The following is a 22,663-nucleotide window of genomic DNA, read 5'->3' as shown; positions in this document are numbered from 1 at the left end:
GGTCAAGGAAGTTTGGCTAGCTACGCACGTTGATGTTGATGGCTATCGTGTGAACGAGCCTCCCAGTGACACGATCAGGACTGACGCAAGCCCACTAAATCTGGTGTATTGGTGTTGTGGGTAGGGTTATCCACACTCTAGGTATCGTGCAACACATGCTCCTGCCTCTGTAGCTATGGATCACTACATTGCTAGAAGAGGTTGCTTGAGAACATGGATGAATCTGCTGTAGATCCGTCCTCTGCTTTACGTGTTCAATCCTTGTTGGTAGAACTCGAAGATGTCATCGTTCTGGAATCTCGTGTGAATGGTAATGCTTGGGTTCATGTGTCTAAGCTAACGAATTACTGCTTTCAAAAGTACGGCCAATCTCTTGAGGTTCTGCTTCACATGCAAGAGAAGGCTGTAGATATCAAGAGCCTCCTTCGGCAAAGCGGACGGTTCGCGCTGTATTCCACACCTGTGCCCGGAGAGTTTTATGTAGCGCTTCTGAATGCTGTGGTTTGGGTTAGTCCACTTAGTCCACAATGTCTTCCGGCAAAGCCAAATTCTGGTTCACGAAAACGAATCCAACCCTTTCGATCCAGGCCAGTGTTCAAAACCGTGCCCCAGCCTACCCAAACGTATGGCGGACCTTCTGCGATCGCGTCTGCTACGGATCTGCAGCAAGCCTTGGTGGCGATCGCCACACATCTCACCGCGAATCGAGAATTTGTCACCATTGCAGCGTTAAGCCAAACGTTTGGTGCGCTGTATGGTCAGCCAATTCGAGCGGTGCTCCAAAATGTATGTCCTGGGCTGAAATTGGTCGGGGTGCTTCAGTCCATGCCCGAACTTCACGTTCAAAAAAGCGGAAATGACTGGCGGATTACGGTTGCCTCCAGGAATTAAATAAGTACTGGCCCAGGTTGCGACTTGAGGGCCAGCCTACTGAACTTGGAGCAAACCACAGGTTTCTGCGTAAAGAAATGTCAAAATTGTAGGAAGTGATTCCTATATTGTTGTTCCTGTGGCTTTTCAACCTTCTGTTTCCTCTGGCTCTGTGCCGCGCAAATCTTTGGTGCGCAATATTTTTACCGACAGCTTGACGGTGTTTTGGGGTGACTGGCTTGACTTGCGGGTGCGTGCGCCTCAGGTGATTGCGTCGGGTTTGGTATCGCCACTCATTTACATTCTGGCGTTTGGGCTGGGGCTAGGAAGTGCGTTGGATAGCGCGATGACGCCTCCTTCGGGCGAGAACTACCTTCAGTTCATTTTGCCGGGAATGGTGGCGCTGTCGTCCATGACGATTAGCTTTGGCGGTACGACGTTCTCGATTTGTGGTGAACGGTTGTATAGCAAAACCTTTGAGGAGGTGTTGCTGCTGCCAGTGCATCCCCTGGCGCTGTTTTTGGGCAAGATGCTGGCGGGTGTGGTGCGTGGACTGATGACATCGGCCTCGGTGATTGCGATCGCCCTCCTGTTTACCCGCAACTGGAATTTCATTAGCCCATTGTTTTTGCTGGTGTTGGTGCTCAATTGCGCTGTGTTTGCTGGCCTGGGTGTGATTGTGGGGCTCAATGTTAAGTCCCTAGAAGGGGTGGGGCTGCTCAACAACTTTTTGATTGTGCCGATGTCCTTTTTGGGGGCCACCTTCTTTGATCCGCAAACGTTGCCGCTGGTCTTAAAGGGGGTTGTGTACTTGTTGCCGTTGACCTACACCAGCACGGGATTACGAGCGGCCGTTTATGAACCATTGACGCGCTTTCCCTGGTACAGTATTCCGGTGCTGCTGCTAATTGCGATCGCCCTTTCAGCGGTGGGAGCGTATCAGTTTTCTCACCAGAAGGACTAGGGATTAGGAGTTAGGGGCTAGGGGTTTCGGGAAGGGAGTCGGGTGGAGGTTGCCCGGTTCTAGTCGGGGTTTGGGTTTAGCTGGTTTGTTGTTTTCTTTTATTTAGTGTTTTAGGTTTTATGTCTTCTGACGATCTGCGTTCAACTCGTCTTGAAAAAGCCCAAACGCTGCGAGAGCTGGGCTTTAATCCCTATGCGTATCGGTGGGATGTGACGCACCATGCGGCGGAGTTGCAGGAGAAATACGCCGATCTGGAGAATGGGGCCGAGGCCGAAGATGAGGTGGCGATCGCTGGACGCGTTATGAATCGGCGGGTGTTTGGCAAGCTTGCCTTCTTTACCTTGCAAGATGAAACGGGCACGATTCAGCTGTATTTGGATAAGAAAACGATTCAGGATGGCATGGCCGAGGTGGATGCCGATGCTTTTGAGCACCTCAAGTCGCTGACAGATGCGGGCGATATTTTGGGGGTGCGCGGCATTCTCAAGCGAACAGAGAAGGGCGAACTCTCGGTTAAGGTGAGTCAGTACGGCATTTTGACAAAGTCGCTGCAACCGTTGCCCGATAAGTGGCACGGTCTCACAGATGTAGAAAAGCGCTATCGCCAACGGTACGTTGACCTGATCGTGAATCCGGAGGTGCGGGATACGTTCCGCAAGCGAGCGTTAATTACGACAGGAATTCGTCGTTTTTTGAGCGATCGCGGCTTTTTGGAAATTGAAACGCCTGTGTTGCAGAGTGAGGCGGGGGGAGCCGATGCGCGCCCCTTTGTGACTTATCACAATACGCTGGAAATGGATCTGTTTCTGCGGATTGCCACGGAACTGCACCTGAAGCGGTTGGTGGTAGGCGGCTTTGAGCGCGTGTTTGAGATTGGGCGCATTTTCCGTAATGAGGGCATTTCCACTCGGCACAACCCTGAGTTCACCTCCATTGAGGTTTACCAGGCCTACGGCGACTACCACGACATGATGGAGCTCACGGAAACGCTCATTGTGCATGTGGCGCAAGAGGTTGTGGGATCGCTGAAGCTAACCTACCAAGGTCAGGATGTGGATTTGACTCCGCCCTGGCGTCGCGTCACGATGCATGACGCTGTGAAGGACAGCACAGGTATTGATTTTGCTCAATTCTCTACGCTGGAGGAGGCAAAGGCGGCAGCGAAGACAGCGGGAATCTACAACCTGGACAAGTGTGATTCCATTGGCCGCGTGCTGAACGAAGCCTTTGAGCAGACGGTGGAACCCAACCTGATTCAGCCAACCTTTATTACCGACTATCCGGTGGAAATTTCGCCTCTGGCCAAACCCCATCGCAGCAAGCCGGGATTAGTGGAGCGGTTTGAGCTATTTATGGTGGGTCGGGAAACGGCCAACGGCTTCTCGGAGTTAACCGATCCCATCGACCAGCGGCAACGGTTTGAGGCACAGGCAGCTCGCAAGGCCGCAGGCGATCTGGAAGCTCATAATGTGGACGAAGATTTTGTGCTGGCGCTGGAGTATGGTTTGCCACCCACGGTTGGCTTGGGGATTGGCATCGATCGCTTGGTGATGCTGCTCACTGATTCGGCTAGCATCCGCGATGTCATCGCCTTTCCACTTCTCAAACCCGAAAAAGAGAGCGAAGGCGAAGAGTAAGAGCGCTTTGAGCCAAAGGATAGCTCTCAAAATAGACCTCCTGCACGAATGGCTGTTTGAAAACCTCAGAAAAGCCCATTTTTGTCGCGCAACACGCACGCAAGAATGGACACTTCAGCTTGTTCATAGCTCACGTTTTGAAACATAAATCGTGGCGAGGCTGAACCTCGCCACGATTTATGCGGAAGCCTCATGAGGCTGCTTCCGGGGCGTAGTTAGGTTGTGATAAATCGCCAAATGCCCACTAAGCATTGGTTGCAAAAGTTTGCCGTACCGGAATTTTGACGATAAATTCGGTGCCCTTGCCCTGGGTTGACTGGCACTCAATGTGGCCACCGTGCCGATCCACAACAATTTGATAGGCGATCGCCAGACCTAAGCCTGTTCCTTTGCCAATGGCCTTGGTGGTGAAGAAGGGATCAAATAAGCGCGATCGCGTTTTTTCGCTCATCCCTGCACCGTTGTCTTGCACCCGAATCATGACCCACCCATCGGGATCAGCCTCTGTGCTGATCCACACGTAACCGGGCTCAGCTTGTATCGCATCGGGCGATCGCATTGCATCTCGTTCATCCACCGCATCCAGCGCATTCGTCAGCAAATTCATAAACACCTGATTCAGCTGACCTGGATAACATTCAATCAGCGGCAGTTCCCCGTAGTCTTTCTTCAGTTGAATATCGGCATAGGCGGGCATGCGCTTAAACCGTTTTTGCAGAATCATGAGCGTGCTATTAATGCCCTCATGCAAATCAGCGTCCTTAAATGCAGCCTCATCGAGCCGAGCAAAATTGCGCAGCGATTTAATAATTTCGGAAATCCGTTCGGTTCCGGTACTCATGGAACTGAGCAACCTGGGAAGATCATGCTTGACAAATGGGAAGTCGATGGTTTCGATGGCGGCTTGAATGGTGGGAGTCGCCAGTGGGTACTGCTGTTGGTATAGCTCCACCAGCGCCAAGAGTTGCTGTGAATAGTCAGCCGCGTGGCCAAGATTGTCGTGAATGAAACTGATCGGGTTGTTGATTTCGTGGGCGACTCCAGCGACCATTTGCCCCAAACTCGACATTTTTTCGGTTTGAATCAGCTGGGCCTGAGTGCGCTGAAGGTTGATCAGCGTTTGCGTCAGTTCGTTGGTTCGCTCTTCAACGCGTTCTTCTAGCTGGGCGTTGGTGTTGGCCAATGCGGCAAACGACTGCTGGAGCTGCCGTCTCATGGCGTCAAAAGATTCGGCCAGGATGCTGAATTCACGAATTTGGCTATTCTCCAGGCTGTGATCCAGCTCTCCGTTGGTAAAGGCTCGCGAGGCTTCGGTGAGGCGAGTCAGAGGATAGGCAATCCAGCGTGAGGTCAAAATGCCTAGCCAAATTGCAAGAATCGCAGCTGCCAAACATAGCAGGATGGTGTTTCGGGTGTTGGTACTAATTTGGGCCATGAAGTCCGACTCGGGTACAGCGACAACAATGAGCCAGTCCAGCCCCATCTCATCCCGAAAGGGTACCACCTGAACAAATTGCCGAGTTCCTTCAAAGTTCAGGGTCAAATTCTGGTTTTGCTGAATCTGCTGGAACCCGCCAAACCGTTTGATCAGCTCCTGGGTGGTGGTTTGGATTAGGGGAACGTTGATATCGGCGGCACTGAGGCGTTCTGGCTCCTGGCCCTGCTTCGCTTGCACAAAAGGCAGTTGGTCGGTGGATGTGCCAATCAACAGGCCAGAGCGTTCAACAATGAAGGCTTGCCCAGATTGGCCAATCTGTAACGTTTGCAAGAATTCATTAATTCCTGCGAGGGTGACATCTGTGGCTAAAACGCCTTGCAGCTGGCGATCGCCCCGATAAATGGGTGTGATTGCCGTTATGGCCAATATCAAATCCGGAAACATGGAGTACGGTTCGCTCCAGGTGGTCGTGCTCTTGCCAATGGCATCGGTATACCAGGGGCGCAGTCTTGGATCGTAATCGGGGCTACGGCTCAACAGCTCTGTGCGGTTCGCCTGGTCATCTGTTGCGTATATGAGAAAGTCTCCTGCAACAAAATTTTCTGTCACTTCAATGACAAAGGTTCCATCACTCTGGCGTCCGGCATCAACAAACCCCCCGTTCTGCTCTGACCCAAAGGAAATGTAGCTAATTGACTCAAAGGTTTGAATTTGCTGCCAGAATGTACGACCCAATTGTGTGGGATTGGTGATATCCAGCAACCCCAACCGAATGGCTTCTGTATTGGTTTGATTGATCTGCTTTGGAATGGCGAGATAGCTATCCAGGTGTTGATGAATGCGGGTTGAAACTTCACTTTGAAGTTGCGTGGCGAGTTCGTTCACTGCTTTTTGTCCGTTTCGGAGCGAAAACCATCCCGTAAGACCAACGGCTGCAATGATTTCCAGCACGAATGGAACAATTAAAACCAAACGTAGCGGAACTTTTCGAGAAGAACCAACACCAGAGCTTGCCATACAAACCGAAAATATAGGCTTGTCACTAGAATTCCCAAGAACTCCCATGGAGGAGAGCAGAATTCGGCTGTACGGGCCTACAAAAATTTTGTAATTGTTGCGTTTGCAGCGCCCGTAAGCCCAGTATTCCTGGTTGAGTAAGGGCACGATGAGACTGGTCGTGCCCCACGCCCTTAATGGCACTTGTCATGCTTCGGCTGGCTCGGCGGCACATCCAGGGCAGGATTGGCATCAAAGAAGCCCAGCGGCTTGAGCATGAATCCAGAATAGGCCGTTGGCATGATGGGCCAATCTTCGGGACGGGGAATGTGGTGGTGGCCAAACACGTACCAAACGACCACATCCGTATCGTCGATCGCCCGGTTGGCCTGAGTCCACTGAGGCAAGCCTTCGCCGCCGGGGTGCTGGTTGGGGTATTTGCCAGCGGGGTAGCGCTCCTCATCGGAATAGGGCGTAACCCACAGGTGCTTGTTCATGAATCCGGCTCGTTTGAGAATGGGTGCATTGGGGTGGGCAAAGGGCAGGATGTTTTCGCCGGGAATAATTTTGAAGCCGACGGGTTGGCCGAGGCGATTTTTCATGCTGGGGTTGATCACTTTCCAGTAGCGACCCGAGAGCGGATCGATGATTTGCTGGGCTTCTTGCTCCGTTGTTAGCGGGGTGCTCACGGCGTAGAAGCCGTTCATCATGGGGTTATCCGGGCCGATGGGTTCGGCTTCGGTGTGGACTTCGCAGACGGTGTTGTTGCCGCCATCCACATCAAAGTCCAACCGCATGCAGAAGATGTGCTGGTGGTTGATGGCATTGAGGTCGGGGGCAACTTCGACACCAAACTTGGGCTGGTCTGCCATGGCACCACACAGCAAAATGCCGGTGAGTTTGACTTCGTATTGAATGGTGCCGTCTTGATAGAAGTACCAAAAGAAGCCGTATTCGTAGTTATCCACCGTGGCAATGAAGGAGATGACCAGACGGCGCGATCGCCTCACATCCACACTATCCCGCCGCCAGTCGGTGTGTTTCCACAAAATGCCGTAGTCTTCTTCGTGCATACATACGGCATTTTCAGTAATGGAAACGTTGCCTCGACTGTCGGTGAGGACTCCATCAAAGTAAAAAATTTCGCCGAGGCAGTCGCAGCCCAGTTTCAGTGAGTTGGCCAACATACCAATGCCGTGTTCACCAATATCAAACGCATTTTTGCGGTAGTGCTGGATGCGGGGATCGCCATAGGGCACCACCATTTCGGCCATGGAGGCGCGGTAGAGAATAGGGCGCAGTCGGCCCTGGTCTTCGTAGCCGACTTGATATAGAACAAGACCCTCGCGGGGATTGAAGCCAATGCGGAGATCCCACTTTTGCCAGCGAACGTGATGGCCATCGACGGTGAAGCTGGGGCCATCAGGCTGGGTGATGTGCAAGGGCTTGATGTCGGTGCGCATGTTGGGGAAGAATTGCGCTTCGTACTCGCCGGGGTCGGGCGGTACGGGCACGATGCCCATATCTTCGATGCGGATGACCTCCATAGTGTTGAGGTTGATGACGGGAATGAGGCCATCAATCGGGCGGGAGTAGAAGTTGCCGTTGGGGTTGTCGCGTAAGTAGCAGATGGCGCGAGAGAGGCGAATGCCCACTTCATCCTCGAAGCCAAAGTTGCCCGGTGCCCACGGATCGACGACCACCAGATCCAGGTCGGTGATGCCGCGCTTCTCCAATGCGGCGAGAAAGTCGGGGTGGCGCTTGACGGCTTCTTCGGCTTCGGACAGCTCATCGGCCATAATGTTGGGCTGAATGCCGGGAAGGTGTGTCCAAGCAGTGATTTTGTCTTGGGTGAGGGAGACAATCGCCTCATAGGTCTGGTTTGTGGCGTTGTCTAGCAGCACCAAAAATGCCTCGCGCTCGATAGGGTCGCCGGGTTGGTACCGCAATACCGCGGCCTTGGGCGGTTCGTGCAGGGTCACGCAGGGGAACCGGACGCTGGCGCCTAGCCCTTTTTCCTGACGGGCGATCGCCACAGCGCGTTCAATTTCGGCGGCGGTCAGCGGCTCTAGGGGATGCAGCCCCGAGTGAGTGGAGGATGGCACAAAATCGTGAGTCGTTGTCATACAAGGTATTGGCTGGGATGTGCCCAGCGCTAGCGGAGTAACACAATTGACTACGCTAAACGATTTATTGGGGAATGGGGGTGTGATGAACAACAAGTCGTAAGGTTTGGCGGAGGATGGTTTGGGCTTTTGGGTTTTGGATTTTGGGTTTTGGGGTGGGCGTTTGCCAGGATGCGATCGCTTAGAAATTTCTCCAGGCTCGACCAAAATCCCTCGAATGGAGGGAGAGAAGCGGACGTTGAATTCGTTAGGGTAGGGAGAAGGTGAAAGCCCGTGGGCGATTGCATTCACACAAGCGCACGATGGCAAGGAGGAATCATGGGAACCGACGCAATGGGAGCCGACGCATTTTTGCTGGGTCGCGTGTTGGTGCAATTTGATGATCCAGATTTGGACCTGAAGGGCAATATTTCGGGTGTGGCGATCGCCCCTGATGGAAGTCTGTGGTTAGGGTCCGATGAACTCGCCTCTGTGGAACGGTTGCAGGCGATCGCTCCCTACACCTTTGGCAAACATCACTCCTGCAACTTGCACAATTTTTTGCCCTTGCCCGTGGAGGATCAAGAGATTGATATCGAAGGGATGGAGTACCGTGACGGCTACTTGTGGCTGACCGGATCGCATAGTACCAAGCGCAAAAAGCCCAAAGGCAAAAAGCCAGAAAAAGACTTGAAACGGTTGAAGCAAATTAAAACGGAGCCAAATCGCTACACTGTGGCCCGTATTCCCTTGGTGGATGGCGAGCTACACATGACCGCGCCGAACCCCGATCACTCAAACAAAACGCTGTCGGCGGGCTGGCTGCCCTTTTCGGATGATGGCAGCAATGTGTTGACTGAGGCGTTGGCTGAAGATGAACACCTGGGAACCTTTGTGGCCAATGATTTGCCCAGTAAGGAGAATGGGTTTGATGTAGAAGGATTAGCCGTGCAGGGCGATCGCCTCTTCCTGGGGTTGCGGGGGCCAGTGTTGCGCGGTTGGGCCATCATTTTGGAGCTGTGCATTCACAATGGCAAGTCGGGAGAGATAAAACTCAAAACATTTAAAGACACAGGCAAACCCTACAGAAAACTGTTTGTTGATTTGGACGGATTGGGCGTTCGAGACCTGTGTATGCATGGAGATGACTTGCTGATTTTGGCAGGGGCCACCATGGATTTAATCGGCGCAACTCGTGTGTTTCGTCTGCGCGATGTGCAAGATCAACCCAGCGATACCCTGATCAGCCAGGAAGACAAAGAGCTAACGGCCATTATCGACCTGCCCTACAATCCTCGCTGCGATAAAGCCGAAGGCATGACGCTGTTTCCCTATTTGGGTTTTGAAGGGTTGCTAATTGCCCATGATGATCCTGCTCCCAATCGCGTTCCCAATCAGCGATCGCTCTTGCTCGACGTGTTTCGGCTGTAGGGTTATCGCTGTATTCCTGAACACGGCGAATTCACGAGTGCTCCTCATTTGAATGTTACGGCAGCAAGCGATCGATCTTGATCGATTAGCCGTGAGCGATTGGGCTTGAGCGATGAGTTGTGGGCGATCGCCGCTATGAATCGACAAATCCGCTCCTAAGCACCCATTCCCGAATAGCGCCGCAGTCCCTTGCGCCACAGCCAACGGTTTAGCCCAAAAAATAGACCAATCCACACGAGAGTCACGCCAAAACCCTGCACCAAATTTACAGGCGTATCCAACAGCAAACTCGCCGGAAAATGGATCATATAGGGAAACGGAGTCCACTCCACAATGGCACGCAGCGTCGGAGGAAACATCTCCAGCGGCGCAATCATTCCCGATAAAAATAGATAAAACAAAAACCAAAACTGCTCAATTGCGTTTGCACGCTCCATCCAAAAGGCGAGCATCGCAAACGTGTACTGCATGACGAACCGCAGCACAAACGCCAGAAATACCGCTAAAAGAAACACGGCAAACGAACCAGCACTTGGTATCCAAAACGCTTGTGGATAGAGCAAAAAGAACAAAGCCACTAACACTAATGCGAATGGCAAGCGAGCAAATCGTTCTGCCAAATGCGACGTGAAATGATGCCAGCCTGGATCCAGCGGTTGCAGCAATCGAAATGATAAGCGACCTTCGACAATTTCTCGTTCAAACTCCCAAATTACCCACACCACACTGAACTGCCGCACCAAAAACACGGCCAAAAAGTAGCGAACAAACTCCAGAGATGACAACCCCAAATCCGTTTGGCGAGAGGCCTCAACCCACACTCCCATCAAAATCAAAGGCAATGTTCCCGACAGCACCCACAGCAGCAACTCAGCCCGATACTCCACCATGTAGGCGTAGTACACCGTGAGCAGGGTGCTAGCTTTGCGCCAAAAAGAACGAATGGAATTTTGCATGGCAGTTAGAAGCGTTGTGGAATGCAAGTTTCAATTTGGGCAATTTGCTGAAGGATGATTCGTGGAATTAAGAGGAGCGATCGCCACGTCATCTTGCACAACGTATCGCCACCCTATTGCCAACCCATTATGTTGCGACTGCGCCCGACGCAAACACTTGACCAATCACATCCTCAATCGGCGGGTCGGTCACGGTTAAATCCACCACATCCAGTTCTGCCAACAGTCGCGAAATGGTGTGAGTCAGCTTTTCCTGCGGCACGATAAAGTGGGCCACACGACCCTCGACCGATTGCACCTGCCCAAACGAGGTTAGGGCCTGTACAGAACGCTCTTGCGCCAATTCGACCGTAATTTCCCGACAGGGCGAAAAGGTTTCCAGTAACTGATCTAGCCCACCATCGTAGATTAATCGACCCTGGTGAATCATCAACACTCGCTTACACAATGCGGTGATATCGGCCATGTAGTGACTGGTGAGCAGCACCGTAGCCCCATATTTTTGGTTGTAGTCGCGCAAAAAGTCGCGCACGTTGGTTTGAGCATTCACATCCAATCCCAAGGTTGGTTCGTCCAAAAACAGCACATTGGGACGATGCAGCAGCGCCGCCAATAATTCTGCTTTCATTCGCTGGCCCAACGACAGTTTGCGCACCGGCTGAGTTAACTGCTCTTGAAGCGACAGCATATCCGCTAGTTCTCCTACCCGTTGCCGAAACTCGCGATCGGGAATACCATACACCGCTGCATTAATGCGGAGTGAATCGAGCGTTGGCAAATCCCAAATGAGCTGCTGTTTTTGGCCCATGACTAAGGTAATGGTGCGCAGAAATGCCTCTTTGCGCTGAAATGGTATTTGCCCAGCAACACGCACCTGCCCGCTAGACGGATGAATGAGGCCCGTTAGCATTTTGAGCGTTGTCGTTTTGCCTGCACCGTTGGGGCCTAAAAAGCCCACAATCTCACCCGGTTCAATAGTGAATGACACATCTTGTACCGCCACAATGTTGCGATATTGGCGATGAAAGAAATGGCTTAGGGTACCTTTTAACCCTGGCTCTTTTACTGCAACTGGGTAAATTTTGCCGAGGCGATCGACGGTAATGATGGGCGACATTGCAGAGACCAAAGTAGCTTTGTTCAGCTTAGCGGTTCTATAAACGGGTTTACTAACTCCGATGGGTGGTTTTTGGCCGGGTGCCTGGTCTGCAAATGAGCGGCGCGATGACTGGTCTAACTTGGATAAAGCTTGGATAAAGCGCTATAGCCACTGTAAACATGCTTCGGGAACTAGGCGCAACTCTTGAGTACGAAAGCGATCGCACTCAATCCAATGGGCGACAAATGGCCCGGTACTATCGACCCCGGCAATGAGCGGCAGCTCGTACAGGGTTGGATCTGCAAGGCAACATCGATAGACCTGAATGACCTCGTGGTAGGGCTTGCCATTGTAGTGAAACAGGTTTTCGACACAGCCGAGGTAGTGAACATCCGTCAGCTCTGCGCGAATTTCTTCTGCGAACTCGCGATGGAGTGCCTCCAAGCTGGTTTCACCAAATTCCACACCGCCTCCTAGCGATCGATAGCAGCGCTCATTTTTCACAATGTCTTGCACTTCGGCTACAAGGGTGCGATCGCCATGAATGACGAATCCCAAAGCCAAAACTCGAATGGAGGGGGTGTCTGCCGAACTCATCACTGAAGATCACTTGGGTTGAATGGTTGACGTGAAAGCATCGCTTTTAGATTTTGATCCAAAAAATCGCTACGCAGCCATAGTGCGTAGCGATAGAAACAAAAAGCTTCAAAGAGATTCAAACTGTAACCAAACCGCCGCCAATTTACTCAATGGCAGGCCGCTCGAGCAAAACCCCTACAGGCCAGGAAAATAAGCGCGACCCTTAGCCTGACTCATGCGCACCAGCGATTCAGTCGTCCACTCGTCCTGGTTTTCATGATCTGTGTTGACACCCACGCCAAATGCTCCTTCCAGGCTGTTGCTCAAGCCAATGAGGCGAGCGGCCTTCCATTGTGAAGATGTAGATGTTTGATTGCGTTTCATGGTGTCGCTCCTTAGATTCAGATGAATCAATGCGTGTCGTCTGTTGTAACACTCTTATCCTAACGATTCGTAACTTGTGATACAAAAACCAGCTTGCATCATGACCATGAGTAGGTCTCATACTTGGTTGATCCAAAGCTGGAGCCTTTTCCCATACAAGGCAGGACTTACGCAGTTAACTGATTTTTCGCATGAAGCGCGTAAGTCCGAACGAGAATTTGAGTTTTGCTGGATTAGGCCAACAGGTCAGCCCGCATAACCGTGACGGCTTGACCACGCAGCAACACGCGATCGCCCTCTATACCTATCTTCAACACCCCACCCCGCGCCGAGGCTTGGTAGGCCAAAAAGGTGGATTGATTGAGGCGATCGCGCCAATATGGGGCCAACGTGCAGTGGGCCGAACCTGTCACCGGATCTTCATTAATTCCAGAACCCGGTGCAAAAAATCGTGAAATAAAGTCGAACTCCGAGTCAGCATCAGCGCGACTGGTGACAATCACCCCACGCACTGGCAAAGTTCTCAAGCGGGTAAAATCCGGCTGGAGCTGACGAACCACCGCCTCAGACTCCACCTCAATAAGGTAATCAAACTTGTTTTTGCCAACAAACTTGGCCGTCGCGATGCCCAGCGATTCCAATAATGGGGTGGGAGCCTGCGTGGGTTCGCATGGAGTGGCCGGAAAGTTGAGTTCAATCCAGTCGGCATCGCGCCGAGCCGTAAGCAGGCCACTACGGGTGTGAAAACGGGCCTCTTGCTCTGGAGCTAAGTGTCCCTCGCTCCAGAGGGTGTGGGCACTTGCCAGGGTTGCATGACCACACAAAGCGACCTCGACCATAGGCGTAAACCATCGCAGCGTAAACCCATCTCCCTGCTTTAGCAAAAATGCGGTTTCCGATAGGTTCATTTCTTGAGCCACTTGCTGCATCCAGCGATCGCCCTTGGGTTCTGGCAAGACGCAAACGGCTGCTGGATTTCCCGCGAACGGTTGGCTTGTAAATGCATCCACTTGAACAATCTTGAGTCCCATGTACCTACACCTAACCTTGTTGAGAACGTGCGATTGTTATGGTTGAGTTTGCCGATGATCAATCGAAAGAAATTTTAACAAAAATGGTGTTTCAAAACGGATTCATTTCAAATATTTCTTCACCCGATTGGATGATTCAATCGAGTGAATTTTTCTAGAAAAAATAGCCATGATGGGCGAATAAAAATTTCACAAAATCTACTGCATAGGAATCCTGTTGAACAATAAGCATGCAATAAATATCCAATAACGTTGGCCTCTAACAGGTGTTAGGAAGCACCGTTTTTTGTCAGTGGTTAGCAATTTTTGGGAATGCACGGTCTGAGATGGTGCTGCCTTGGGTGGGCTAGAGCGATCGCGCCACTCGTCTACCTAATTGCTCAGAGTGCATTCCCATGCCAGCATCACGCGCGATACCGCTGTTCTAGCCACACACGCACCTCTGTTTCAGAGCAAAATGTTTGGCTTTGGGAACTTGCGGGGTCTGTAACAATCCACAGCATTTCGCCCGTTTTTGCGTATGTTCGTCGAATCACAGGCTCGCGATTGCCGCTCAAAAAACAAATCGCACGATCAAGATACTGTTGCCATTTCTTAGGGGCTGGGGTGCGCAATTTGAGTAGTTCACGCCGATCGGAAAATGAAGAAGAGCGTTGAAATTGTAGGTTGGCTTTCATAGCAGTGAAGTGAGGTTCGTGAGTAGCACAGGCTCACTATCGCTCATCACAAATTCAGTTGATAAGGTACACATTTGCCAACTTCAACTAGTACGGTTTCATATTTTTGCAACTGGTCTACCCAAAAAACAGGAAATTGTACCAGCCCAAACCGCAGCGCATTGCGTATATTGGCATCATCATGAAAGTCTGTCGCAATTTTTTGGGTGTTTGAGCTGTGAAAATTCCTCTCGACCGGCGATCGCCCCAACCCGTCTACCAACAAATTCGCTCGCGTATTCGGCGATTGATTGAATCGGGTGCGCTACAACCGGGCGATCGGTTGCCCTCGATTCGCACCCTAGCCGAAAATGCTCAGGTCAACAAGCTAACGGTGATTGAAGCCTATGGCGTGCTAGAGGCCGAGGGGTTAATTTATGCCCGCGCTGGAGCAGGCTACTTTGTGTGCCAGCCGCGAGTGGAAACGGCTCATCCCGAAAGTACGTTTGCTCCAACCCAGGATGTCATCATTCCCAACTCGGGCGAAATTTCCTATTTTGACTTTTACATGACTGCCATTCGCACCCCAGAAACCAGCGATATGGTGATGTTTAACTCAGGGTTTACCCATCCTGTGGGGATGGAAAATGCTCAGCGCATTGCTCGTCGTGCCCTCAAGCAAAGCAGCAACACGCTCTATTTCTACGATTTGCCGCAGGGGCAGCTCACCCTGCGAAAACAAATTGCCCAACTGATGATTCAGCAGGGGCTAGAAATTTCTCCCGAAAATCTAATCGTTACCAATGGCTCGATGCAGGGCATTGCCCTAACCATGCGGCACTACATTCAGCCAGGAGATTGGGTGATTGTGGAAAGCCCAACCTACTATGGTGCGTTGGCCATTTTGCAACAGTTGGGCGCTCGAATCATTGGCATTCCTATGACCAAGGAGGGCATGAACCTATCGCTTCTGGCGCAATATTTGCATAGCCATCGTCCTGTGCTGATTTACACCATGAGCACCCTACACAACCCTACGGGCATCACGACTTCTATGGCTCATCGGCAGGAAATGCTGGCGATCGCCGCCCAATACCAGTGCCCCATTTTGGAAGACAACGCCTATGAAGGGTTGAGCTTCGAGGCTGTGCCACCTCCCATCAAAGCGCTGGATGATCAATCGTTAGTTATCTATGCGGGCACCTTTTCAAAAACGCTGATGCCTGGGCTACGGGTGGGATACCTAGTGGCCACAGGTGATGCATATCAACCGCTGCTAGAGTCCAAGCTGCTGATGGATTTGTGTGCGTCTACCGCATCCCAAACGATTGTGAGTGAATTTTTGGCCTCGGGGCACTACCGCCGACACCTGACCTCGCTGCGCATGTGCAACCTTCAGGGCCGAAACACCATGCTGGCTGCTTTAGAACGATACTTTCCTCCAGAAGCGAAGTGGACCGTGCCGACGGGAGGCACCTTTTTGTGGGTGACGCTGCCTGAGTCGGTGCCGATGCAGCAGCTCTGTCACGAAGCGGCTCAGCAACAGGTGATGATTACCCCTGGCTCTGGCTTTTTTCCCAATCAGCAGGGCTATCCGGCATTGCGTATCAATTTTTCACAAGATCCCGACAAAATTGAGCGGGGCATCTCTGTGCTGGGTGGCTTGATTCGCCGCTATCTTGATGAGGCGCAGTAGAAGGCGAACGTTCGGCCTAGCAGTGGGTGGGGCAGTGGGTATGGTATCTAGCAAGGCTAGCCCACCAAAACTAAGACGCGAGAGAGTGGGTGAGCGATCGCCACTCATCAAACGCGATCTTCTCCGATTCGTACAGATCGCGCAGCAGCAGAGAAACCTGGCGACAGGCAATATGGCGGTCAATCAAGCCTTTGAGGGTACTAATGGCCAGCAGCTCGTTGGTATAGAGCCGTTCGGTACTTAGACATAGCCGCGCTGGGGAATAACCAACCCCACGATATGCATCCGCCTCCAGCTCAATTTCAATCATCCAGCCTCGGTAAAATTCTCGAAAGCAAGGCTCATGCATAACGGCGATATCTTCTGTTTAGTTTGCTGTAGCTCTTTCTAGACTAGGTAACTGTTAGAAATTGGGCGTTGGCCACTTAGCGGAAATCCATCCGCCGTTTGTTGTACACAATTAGTATGATTTTGAAACAATTTGTCTTAGGAGTGGTTCAAGGTATTGCTGGGTAAGGGATTGAGCGATCGCAGTTCTGTTTGTTTGATACGATAATTCATACTTTCGGCATAGGAGATTCAGTAAGCTGAAAGTAAGGAATTCACGCGATTTAAGCGCAATTTAACTATGGATGCAATTAAAGTTGCAGAGTTCAATCCCCGCCGTTGGCAAACCGTCATTATGGCGACGCTGGCATTTTGGCTAAGCGCGAGTTTGTTTATGGATTGCTTGATGATGCCGGGACTTTATGCCACGGGCATGTTGACCGATGCGGGCTTTGCCGCTACAGGCTACTCGTTGTTTTGGATCTTTAACCGAGTGGAGTTATTGTGTGGGGCGATCGCGCTAACGGGCATTCTTCTGTTGGCAACCCGGATGTGGTCGCCAGAGGAGCGCTGGGTCATGGTGGCGGTGGCAGTGCTGCTGATGTCCATTCCCATGGTGTTGACCTATGCGCTCGCTCCCGAAATGAGTGCGCTAGGCATACAGCTTGATCTATTTGCTCCCCATGCCACGGTTCCCAGCACCATGAACTGGATGCATGGTGGCTACTTTGGGCTAGAGGTTCTCAAACTTGCTTTGGGGGCTTGGCTACTCCAGTTTTTGTATCGTCAGGTAACCAAGCCTGCCAACTCTTAGCTACTTGCCAAGTGTTAAAGATTGGAATTCGGCAATTGTGCGTAATTCTGGTGCGATCGCTGGCTCTATAACAGTTTTGATAATTGGCTAAACGGCTCTTTGCCTATCAAGCTCGTTCATCCAGAGCCTCTTCAGTTTCAGCGTTATCCGCTTCACGTAGCAGCAGCAGGCGCACTCCCATAATGGCAAACCCCACTGCTGCTGCCAGCTTGACCCAATGTGCCGGAAACAAGTGGCCCACACCTTCGCCCAGCCACACGCCAAAAAAACTTGCCACAACCAGCGCTGCCGAAGTTCCCAAAAACACGGCTCGTACCGATTTGCTGCTACCGCCCAGCGCGATCGCGGCGAGCTGGCTTTTATCTCCAAGCTCGGAGATAAAAACGGTGACAAAGGCCAAGCCAAGCAGTTGTAAGTTCATCGATATATCCTTGTGAAGTCTTGAGTGGCTAAAGCCATTAGTGGCCTAGAACTAGTGGCCTAGAACATCAAGCAGCAATAGCGCCGAAATGCCCAGCAGCAACACGCCAGCAGCGCGATCTAGGGTTTGAGGAGGAATGCGCTGAGCCAACCAACGCCCCAACAACACACCGCACAAGCTGGTCGCAATGAGAGCCGCACCCGCCCCGACAAACACCGTCCAGGGTGATTTGGATTCGGCACTCATCAGCAGGACGGTCATTTGGGTTTTGTCGCCGACTTCGGCCAAAAAGATGGTGGCAAAGGTGGAGAGAAAAATCTTCAGCTCGGCTTGCCAGGTTAGCTCTGCATGATGATGGGCCATGTGAGAGGCATCGGCTTGTGGAGCGATCGCCACCACTGTTACAGCTGATGAGTCTACAACTGGCGAGTCTACAAGCGAACCCGTTGGGCGCTGCGTTGGCAACGTAGAATGGGCATCAACTTGGGATGAACTGCCCTCGATACCAGAGCTATCCATATGAAATGCTGTTTCAAGCTCAAGCGCTTCACGTTCCAACGCGGTCGCAGATTCAACGGTGGATGAGGCAGAGGTATTAGGGCTAAGATTCACTGGCAATCTCGCGTCATTTCATTTTCTTTTCATTATCTCCAAGTTGGTTAAGAAAGGCAAACAGATTCATGCATCAATCTTTGCATCTATCTACTCACCCGTCTGGGTCGTCGGTGCGGGGTCAGGCGGGTTGGCTGGCGCAGTTGCAGCAACATCGGGCGATCGCGGTGATTCGGGCGGGAGAAGCGAGCCAGGGGTTGGGCATGGCGGCAGCCGTGGCGGCGGGTGGCATGCAGCTTTTAGAAGTGACGTGGAATAGCGATCGCCCCGAATGGCTAATTAACCAACTGCGGCAGCGGTTGCCCCATTGCACGATTGGGGCGGGAACGTTGCTAACAGCAGCAGATGTAGAACGGGCGATCGCCGCCGGAGCCAAGTTTTTGTTTACGCCGCACACCAATCCTGAATTAATTCGGGTGGCGGTGGCGGCGGGAGTGCCCATGGTGGCGGGTGCCCTCACCCCAACCGAGATTGTGACGGCATGGCAAGCGGGGGCTGCCTGTGTGAAGGTGTTTCCCATTCAAACGGTGGGTGGGGTGAACTATCTCAAATGCATCAAAACACCGCTGGAAGGAATTCCGTTGATTCCTACGGGAGGGGTGACGTTAGAAAACGCCAGCGAGTTTTTGGCGGCGGGTGCTGTGGCCGTGGGGCTGGCGGGGCAGTTGTTTCCTTCACGGGCGATCGCTCTACAGGATTGGGCGCAAATTACGGCGCAAGCCGCATGGCTAATGGAGTCGGTGCGGCCCTATGCATTGGCACCCCACAGTTGAGCGGTGTTGTTCACTGTTTAGAACGAACTAGCTGAATTCAGTTGGATGACCTCTCTTCAGCCGTTTGCCATTGTTGGATGAGTCCGGTGCGAGTGGCGGTGATGAGGGTGTTGTCGGGAGTGAAGGCGATCGCCATAACTACTTCCTGTTGCGCAGGAAGGGCGCTAACGGTTTTCCCGGTGGGGATGTTCCAAAGGGTGAGGGTGCGGTCGTGGCTGGCAACCGCAAGCAGAGGGCGCTGGGAACTGAGGGCGATCGCACTCACGGGCAGGGTTTGCCCGGTGAGGGTGTGTTGCAGGGCCCCGGTGTGGAGTTGACGCAGCTGCACCGTCACATCCCAACTGCCGCTGATGGTGGTTTGACCATCAGCGGTAATCGCAACGGCACTGATGCGAGCAGCGTGATTGGGCAGAGTGCGCAACAGTTCGCGGGTTTCGGTGTGCCACAGCTTGAGGGTTCCGGCGGCGTCCCCGCTTAGCAGGGTTTGCTGCTCGGCATGCAGGGCGATCGCTTCAATGGCTTGGGTATGGCCGATCCAGGTGTGCAGCAGTGCGCCAGATTCCAAATCCCACAGGCGCAGGGTTTTGTCGCGGCTGGCGCTCACCAGGTGCGATCGCCCAGGATCGAGCGCAATGGCAGTAACCCCATCGGTATGGCCTTCGAAGGTGTGCTTCACTTGGCCTGTTTTTACATCCCACAGGCGCAAGGTGCGATCAAGACTGCCGCTTATCAGCATGGAACCATCGGGCGTGACGGCTAGGCTGGTGACCGTGTGCAAATGTCCCTCAAATTTCCATCGGGGCTCTCCTCGCTCCAGATCCCACAGATGTAGAGTGCGATCGCTCGCAATGGCGACAAGGGATGACTGAGGCAGAAGCGCGATCGTCGTCAAATTTGCCCCGATTTCAACGGTGGTTGTGCATTGCCAGGGCGGTAATTGAGAATGAGCCGAAACCGTAGACCACACAGGCTTTTGCCAACTGGCCGCAAGGCGAACTTGAGTTGGAGAACCGCCCAAATCGCGCAGTACATCGGCTGCGGTTTGGTAGCGATCGCTCAAATTCAGGGCCACCAAGCGATCGAGCAGATGGCCCAGATCGTTGCTAATGCCTACCGCCACACTGCGCCAGTGCCATAGCCCATTGGCGCTATCCAACAGGTTGAAGGGCGACAGACCCGTGATGAGTTGCAGGCACGAGGTGCCCAGGCCGTACAGGTCGCTAGCAAAGGTGGCCTTGCCCATAAGCTGCTCTGGCGCGGCATACTCGGCACTGCCCATCAGGGTTCCGGTTCGTGCCAGAGACGATTGGGTAGAAAACTTGACGGCTCCAAAGTCCACCAGCATGAGCAGGTCGCTGTTCGCATTCGGGCGAATCAGGTTGGCGGGCTTCACATCTCGATGAATGACGCCGTGTTCGTGTAGGTATTGCAGCACCGGCAGCACCGAGCGCAACACCGCTCGAATTTGGAATTCATCGAATGTGCCTGCCGTTTGAAGCTGCTGTGCCAAGCTTTGCCCCTCAACAAATGCCTGTACCAAAAACTGTTGGGTGGCGGGTGCCGCCGTGAGCGGATTGGCTGATGGCGGCGAGGGTCGCTCAAAATAGGCCAGTACATCAGGCAGTTGGGGATGGTCGCCCAGTTCGGCTAATCGGGCAATGTCGTGGCGTAGTTTGGCCTCATCTCCACCGGCGCTATAGCGTTTGATGATGCAGCGGGGATCGATCAGTTTTTGGGTATCAACCCCCACAAAGGTGCGGCTGGAGTTGCCTTCGCCCAGGGGCTGGTAGGCCATGTAGCGATCGCCCAGTCGTAGGCGGGTGCCGCAGGTTTGACAAAAGTTGGTGTTAGGCGGGTTGGCGGGTTTGGGGCAGGCTGGGTTGAGGCAATAGCTCATGAAATGCTCCTGCTCCCTACACCTGAATCCAAATCCGCACGGTTTCGTCGGCGCTACCGCTCACCAGGGTGCGGCCATCTGGCCCAAAGGCGATCGCACTCACCGACCAACCATAGGCCAGGGATTTGGGCTTTTCTCCGGTAAAGATGGTGCTGCCAGTTTCATCCTGCCGCAGGTTCCATAGCTTGATGCGGTTGTCTTCGCTGCCGCTGGCCAGTACGTGGCCCTGGGGTGCTAGTGTTAGGCACGTGATGGCATCTCGATGAGCCAGAATGGACTGGGCCTGTTTGCCCTGGCTCAAGTCCCAAAATCGCAGCGTGCGATCGCACCCAGCACTCACCAGCGTTAGCCAGTTGGGCGATACCGCCAAGCTAGAGATGCGATCGCTATGGCCTCGCAGCGTGCTAATCAGGCGATCGCTCTTCAGATCCCACAGGCGAATGGTGCAGTCGTAGCTGCTGCTGATTAGGGTTTGCCCATCGGGGCTGAGCAAAATACTGGTGATGCGATCGCGATGTTTGTGCAACCGGGCGATGGGTTCGCCGCTTTCCAAATCCCACAGGTTTACCAACCCATCGCCGCCGCCACTAGCCAGCAGTTGCCCATTTTGGCTCGTGGCAAGCGCCGAAATCACCCATTCATGACCCATGCGGCTAAAGATGCGCCGCCGCGTTTCAATATCCCACCAGATCACCCGGCAATCGTCGCTGCCGCTGATGAGTGTACGACCATCAGGACTAAAGGCCACCGCACTAATGCGATCGCTATGTCCCGTCGGCGACAACAGCGATTTTCCCGTAAAAGTGTGCAGCAAATGACCTGTTTCCAAATGCCACAGTTTAACCGAGCGATCGGTACTGCCCGTGGCAATGAGCAACCCATCGGGGCTGACCGCCACCGCCGTAATGGGGCCTTCATGGCCTGTGAGTGTGCGGTAACACGTCCACTCTCCAGCCGGGGTTACGGATGATGCTTGGCTAGGATCGGGGTTGAGCGCAACGGCTTCTCGCTGCATCAGCGCCAGCTCTGACCCCACCGAGGGCATGGACTCTGTTGAGCGCGAAGAAAGCCGCACCACCGGGCGATCGCGCGCATTCAACGCCTTCAACACTGCCGCCGCCGAGCGAAACCGCTGATTGGTGGCTCGTTTCAGCAGCTTGTTCAACACTTGCACCAGTCGAGCATCCACGGGCTGAGGCAAATACTGCTCCCAGTTCCAGGCATCATCGGCAGGTGAGTACAGGTCAAAGGGATGCAGCCCCGTCATCAGGTGAATGCAGGTTACCCCCATGCTGTAGAGATCGCTGGCAAACTCAGCTCGACCCATCACCTGTTCGGGTGCGGCATAGCCTGCACTACCGATGAGCGTACCCGTGCGGGCCATGGCCTCGCGGGTGGCATACTTGGATGCGCCAAAGTCCACCAAAACCACATCGGGCGCGGTGGGATCTTCCAAATTGGGGCGAATGAGGTTGGTGGGTTTAATGTCGCGGTGAATAATTTGATGGTCGTGCAATAGCTGCAAGATGGGCAGCAGGTCATTCAGCAAACGCAAAATTTTGATTTCGCTAAATGGCCCTTCCTGTTTCAGTTCTTGCTCTAGCGTTTGCCCCCGGACGAATTCCTGCACCAAGTACTGAAAGTCTTCGACTTCCAGATAGGCATAGAGGGTGGGAATTTGCGGATGACTTCCCAGCTCTTTCAACTGCTCGGCTTCTTGCCGAAATAGCTCCGAGGCTTTGCGCCGAACGGATTCGCCCTGCTGCACTGGCAAAAATTGCTTGATGACGCAGGTTTGCGGTGGATTCTGCGTGATATCGACAGCCAAAAATGTTTTGCCAAAGCCCCCCTGTCCCAATACCTGCAATGCCCGATAGCGATCGCCCAACACCAGAGACGATCCGCAACTTTGGCAAAACTGCGCCGTAGGCTCATTAACAGGTTGTGGGCACGTTGGATTGAAGCAATGACTCATGC

General features: G+C 53.0%; 20 protein-coding genes. 7 read left to right on the top strand and 13 right to left on the bottom strand.

The genetic code is table 11. The features are described 5' to 3' along the window. Nucleotides 1-213 precede the first annotated feature (213 nt). The 3 genes from ACQ4M4_RS10405 (at nucleotide 214) to lysS (ending at nucleotide 3,471) form a co-directional block, all read left to right on the top strand. Complete coding sequence (locus tag ACQ4M4_RS10405) at nucleotides 214-891, top strand: hypothetical protein (RefSeq protein ID WP_430684432.1); 678 nt, start codon at nucleotides 214-216, stop codon at nucleotides 889-891. A gap of 118 nt (nucleotides 892-1,009) precedes the next feature. After that, nucleotides 1,010-1,834: an ABC transporter permease gene (locus ACQ4M4_RS10400; RefSeq protein WP_430684431.1), complete on the top strand. Its 825-nt coding sequence runs from the start codon at nucleotides 1,010-1,012 to the stop codon at nucleotides 1,832-1,834. A gap of 119 nt (nucleotides 1,835-1,953) precedes the next feature. Further along, the gene (lysS, locus tag ACQ4M4_RS10395; protein ID WP_430684430.1) at nucleotides 1,954-3,471 is read left to right on the top strand and encodes a lysine--tRNA ligase; all 1,518 of its coding nucleotides are present in this window, start codon (nucleotides 1,954-1,956) and stop codon (nucleotides 3,469-3,471) included. Between the two features lie 244 nt (nucleotides 3,472-3,715). Here the strand turns inward: lysS and ACQ4M4_RS10390 are convergent, their stop codons facing one another. After that, nucleotides 3,716-5,926 (bottom strand): ATP-binding protein, encoded by a 2,211-nt coding sequence (locus ACQ4M4_RS10390; protein WP_430684429.1) that lies wholly within the window; start codon nucleotides 5,924-5,926, stop codon nucleotides 3,716-3,718. 173 nt (nucleotides 5,927-6,099) lie between these two features. Then, nucleotides 6,100-8,322 (bottom strand): primary-amine oxidase, encoded by a 2,223-nt coding sequence (locus tag ACQ4M4_RS10385; RefSeq protein WP_430684428.1) that lies wholly within the window; start codon nucleotides 8,320-8,322, stop codon nucleotides 6,100-6,102. 27 nt (nucleotides 8,323-8,349) lie between these two features. Between ACQ4M4_RS10385 and ACQ4M4_RS10380 the strand changes: the two genes are divergently transcribed. After that, nucleotides 8,350-9,441, top strand: coding sequence for a DUF3616 domain-containing protein (locus ACQ4M4_RS10380; RefSeq protein WP_430684427.1), 1,092 nt, complete (start codon nucleotides 8,350-8,352; stop codon nucleotides 9,439-9,441). Nucleotides 9,442-9,596: 155 nt separating this feature from the next. Here the strand turns inward: ACQ4M4_RS10380 and ACQ4M4_RS10375 are convergent, their stop codons facing one another. The 6 genes from ACQ4M4_RS10375 to ACQ4M4_RS10350 all read right to left on the bottom strand — a co-directional run bounded on the left by ACQ4M4_RS10375 (nucleotide 9,597) and on the right by ACQ4M4_RS10350 (nucleotide 14,167). After that, complete coding sequence (locus ACQ4M4_RS10375) at nucleotides 9,597-10,397, bottom strand: ABC transporter permease (RefSeq protein ID WP_430684426.1); 801 nt, start codon at nucleotides 10,395-10,397, stop codon at nucleotides 9,597-9,599. A 127-nt stretch (nucleotides 10,398-10,524) separates the two neighbouring features. After that, nucleotides 10,525-11,514, bottom strand: coding sequence for an ABC transporter ATP-binding protein (locus ACQ4M4_RS10370; RefSeq protein ID WP_430684425.1), 990 nt, complete (start codon nucleotides 11,512-11,514; stop codon nucleotides 10,525-10,527). A 144-nt stretch (nucleotides 11,515-11,658) separates the two neighbouring features. Continuing rightward, nucleotides 11,659-12,093: an NUDIX hydrolase gene (locus ACQ4M4_RS10365; protein WP_430684424.1), complete on the bottom strand. Its 435-nt coding sequence runs from the start codon at nucleotides 12,091-12,093 to the stop codon at nucleotides 11,659-11,661. 177 nt (nucleotides 12,094-12,270) lie between these two features. After that, nucleotides 12,271-12,459: a hypothetical protein gene (locus tag ACQ4M4_RS10360; protein WP_430684423.1), complete on the bottom strand. Its 189-nt coding sequence runs from the start codon at nucleotides 12,457-12,459 to the stop codon at nucleotides 12,271-12,273. Between the two features lie 233 nt (nucleotides 12,460-12,692). Continuing rightward, a complete protein-coding gene (locus ACQ4M4_RS10355; protein ID WP_430684422.1) occupies nucleotides 12,693-13,490 on the bottom strand; it encodes a PhzF family phenazine biosynthesis protein in 798 nt (265 codons plus the stop codon). A gap of 404 nt (nucleotides 13,491-13,894) precedes the next feature. After that, entirely contained in the window at nucleotides 13,895-14,167 is a 273-nt protein-coding gene (locus ACQ4M4_RS10350) for a hypothetical protein (protein WP_430684421.1), read from the bottom strand. Between the two features lie 217 nt (nucleotides 14,168-14,384). Between ACQ4M4_RS10350 and ACQ4M4_RS10345 the strand changes: the two genes are divergently transcribed. Further along, on the top strand, nucleotides 14,385-15,842 hold the full coding sequence (locus tag ACQ4M4_RS10345; RefSeq protein WP_430684420.1) for a PLP-dependent aminotransferase family protein: 1,458 nt from the start codon (nucleotides 14,385-14,387) through the stop codon (nucleotides 15,840-15,842). Nucleotides 15,843-15,912: 70 nt separating this feature from the next. On the opposite strand, the gene ACQ4M4_RS10340 is transcribed toward ACQ4M4_RS10345, so the two are convergent. Continuing rightward, nucleotides 15,913-16,191: a hypothetical protein gene (locus ACQ4M4_RS10340; protein WP_430684419.1), complete on the bottom strand. Its 279-nt coding sequence runs from the start codon at nucleotides 16,189-16,191 to the stop codon at nucleotides 15,913-15,915. A gap of 279 nt (nucleotides 16,192-16,470) precedes the next feature. Between ACQ4M4_RS10340 and ACQ4M4_RS10335 the strand changes: the two genes are divergently transcribed. Beyond that, nucleotides 16,471-16,983 (top strand): hypothetical protein, encoded by a 513-nt coding sequence (locus tag ACQ4M4_RS10335; RefSeq protein ID WP_430684418.1) that lies wholly within the window; start codon nucleotides 16,471-16,473, stop codon nucleotides 16,981-16,983. Between the two features lie 106 nt (nucleotides 16,984-17,089). Here the strand turns inward: ACQ4M4_RS10335 and ACQ4M4_RS10330 are convergent, their stop codons facing one another. Beyond that, complete coding sequence (locus tag ACQ4M4_RS10330) at nucleotides 17,090-17,404, bottom strand: TMEM165/GDT1 family protein (protein WP_430684417.1); 315 nt, start codon at nucleotides 17,402-17,404, stop codon at nucleotides 17,090-17,092. Nucleotides 17,405-17,455: 51 nt separating this feature from the next. Further along, nucleotides 17,456-18,016 carry a TMEM165/GDT1 family protein gene (locus ACQ4M4_RS10325; protein ID WP_430684416.1) on the bottom strand — a complete coding sequence of 187 codons (561 nt, stop codon included), beginning with the start codon at nucleotides 18,014-18,016 and terminating at the stop codon, nucleotides 17,456-17,458. 68 nt (nucleotides 18,017-18,084) lie between these two features. Between ACQ4M4_RS10325 and ACQ4M4_RS10320 the strand changes: the two genes are divergently transcribed. Then, nucleotides 18,085-18,789 carry a bifunctional 4-hydroxy-2-oxoglutarate aldolase/2-dehydro-3-deoxy-phosphogluconate aldolase gene (locus tag ACQ4M4_RS10320; RefSeq protein ID WP_430684415.1) on the top strand — a complete coding sequence of 235 codons (705 nt, stop codon included), beginning with the start codon at nucleotides 18,085-18,087 and terminating at the stop codon, nucleotides 18,787-18,789. Between the two features lie 37 nt (nucleotides 18,790-18,826). Here the strand turns inward: ACQ4M4_RS10320 and ACQ4M4_RS10315 are convergent, their stop codons facing one another. Both ACQ4M4_RS10315 and ACQ4M4_RS10310 read right to left on the bottom strand, forming a co-directional pair. Next, entirely contained in the window at nucleotides 18,827-20,686 is a 1,860-nt protein-coding gene (locus ACQ4M4_RS10315; protein WP_430684414.1) for a protein kinase domain-containing protein, read from the bottom strand. 16 nt (nucleotides 20,687-20,702) lie between these two features. Further along, on the bottom strand, nucleotides 20,703-22,661 hold the full coding sequence (locus tag ACQ4M4_RS10310) for a protein kinase domain-containing protein (RefSeq protein WP_430684413.1): 1,959 nt from the start codon (nucleotides 22,659-22,661) through the stop codon (nucleotides 20,703-20,705). Between the last annotated feature and the right edge of the window lie 2 nt (nucleotides 22,662-22,663).

It is taken from the genome of Leptolyngbya sp. AN02str (assembly GCF_050565595.1).
In the GTDB taxonomy this organism is placed as follows: domain Bacteria; phylum Cyanobacteriota; class Cyanobacteriia; order Elainellales; family Elainellaceae; genus Kaiparowitsia.
Note: the sequence above shows the minus strand (reverse complement) of the source record. Positions and strands in the feature narration are given on the sequence as shown.

Excerpts from the sequence above, each read along its gene's own strand:
- ACQ4M4_RS10315 (WP_430684414.1), bottom strand. The coding sequence starts at position 20,686 with ATGAGCTATTGCCTCAACCCAGCCTGCCCCAAACCCGCCAACCCGCCT.
- ACQ4M4_RS10380 (WP_430684427.1), top strand. The coding sequence starts at position 8,350 with ATGGGAACCGACGCAATGGGAGCCGACGCATTTTTGCTGGGTCGCGTG.
- ACQ4M4_RS10340 (WP_430684419.1), bottom strand. The coding sequence starts at position 16,191 with ATGCATGAGCCTTGCTTTCGAGAATTTTACCGAGGCTGGATGATTGAA.
- ACQ4M4_RS10370 (WP_430684425.1), bottom strand. The coding sequence starts at position 11,514 with ATGTCGCCCATCATTACCGTCGATCGCCTCGGCAAAATTTACCCAGTT.
- ACQ4M4_RS10375 (WP_430684426.1), bottom strand. The coding sequence starts at position 10,397 with ATGCAAAATTCCATTCGTTCTTTTTGGCGCAAAGCTAGCACCCTGCTC.
- ACQ4M4_RS10330 (WP_430684417.1), bottom strand. The coding sequence starts at position 17,404 with ATGAACTTACAACTGCTTGGCTTGGCCTTTGTCACCGTTTTTATCTCC.
- ACQ4M4_RS10390 (WP_430684429.1), bottom strand. The coding sequence starts at position 5,926 with ATGGCAAGCTCTGGTGTTGGTTCTTCTCGAAAAGTTCCGCTACGTTTG.
- ACQ4M4_RS10405 (WP_430684432.1), top strand. The coding sequence starts at position 214 with ATGGATGAATCTGCTGTAGATCCGTCCTCTGCTTTACGTGTTCAATCC.
- lysS (WP_430684430.1), top strand. The coding sequence starts at position 1,954 with ATGTCTTCTGACGATCTGCGTTCAACTCGTCTTGAAAAAGCCCAAACG.
- ACQ4M4_RS10335 (WP_430684418.1), top strand. The coding sequence starts at position 16,471 with ATGGATGCAATTAAAGTTGCAGAGTTCAATCCCCGCCGTTGGCAAACC.
- ACQ4M4_RS10365 (WP_430684424.1), bottom strand. The coding sequence starts at position 12,093 with ATGAGTTCGGCAGACACCCCCTCCATTCGAGTTTTGGCTTTGGGATTC.
- ACQ4M4_RS10350 (WP_430684421.1), bottom strand. The coding sequence starts at position 14,167 with ATGAAAGCCAACCTACAATTTCAACGCTCTTCTTCATTTTCCGATCGG.
- ACQ4M4_RS10355 (WP_430684422.1), bottom strand. The coding sequence starts at position 13,490 with ATGGGACTCAAGATTGTTCAAGTGGATGCATTTACAAGCCAACCGTTC.
- ACQ4M4_RS10310 (WP_430684413.1), bottom strand. The coding sequence starts at position 22,661 with ATGAGTCATTGCTTCAATCCAACGTGCCCACAACCTGTTAATGAGCCT.
- ACQ4M4_RS10320 (WP_430684415.1), top strand. The coding sequence starts at position 18,085 with ATGCATCAATCTTTGCATCTATCTACTCACCCGTCTGGGTCGTCGGTG.
- ACQ4M4_RS10360 (WP_430684423.1), bottom strand. The coding sequence starts at position 12,459 with ATGAAACGCAATCAAACATCTACATCTTCACAATGGAAGGCCGCTCGC.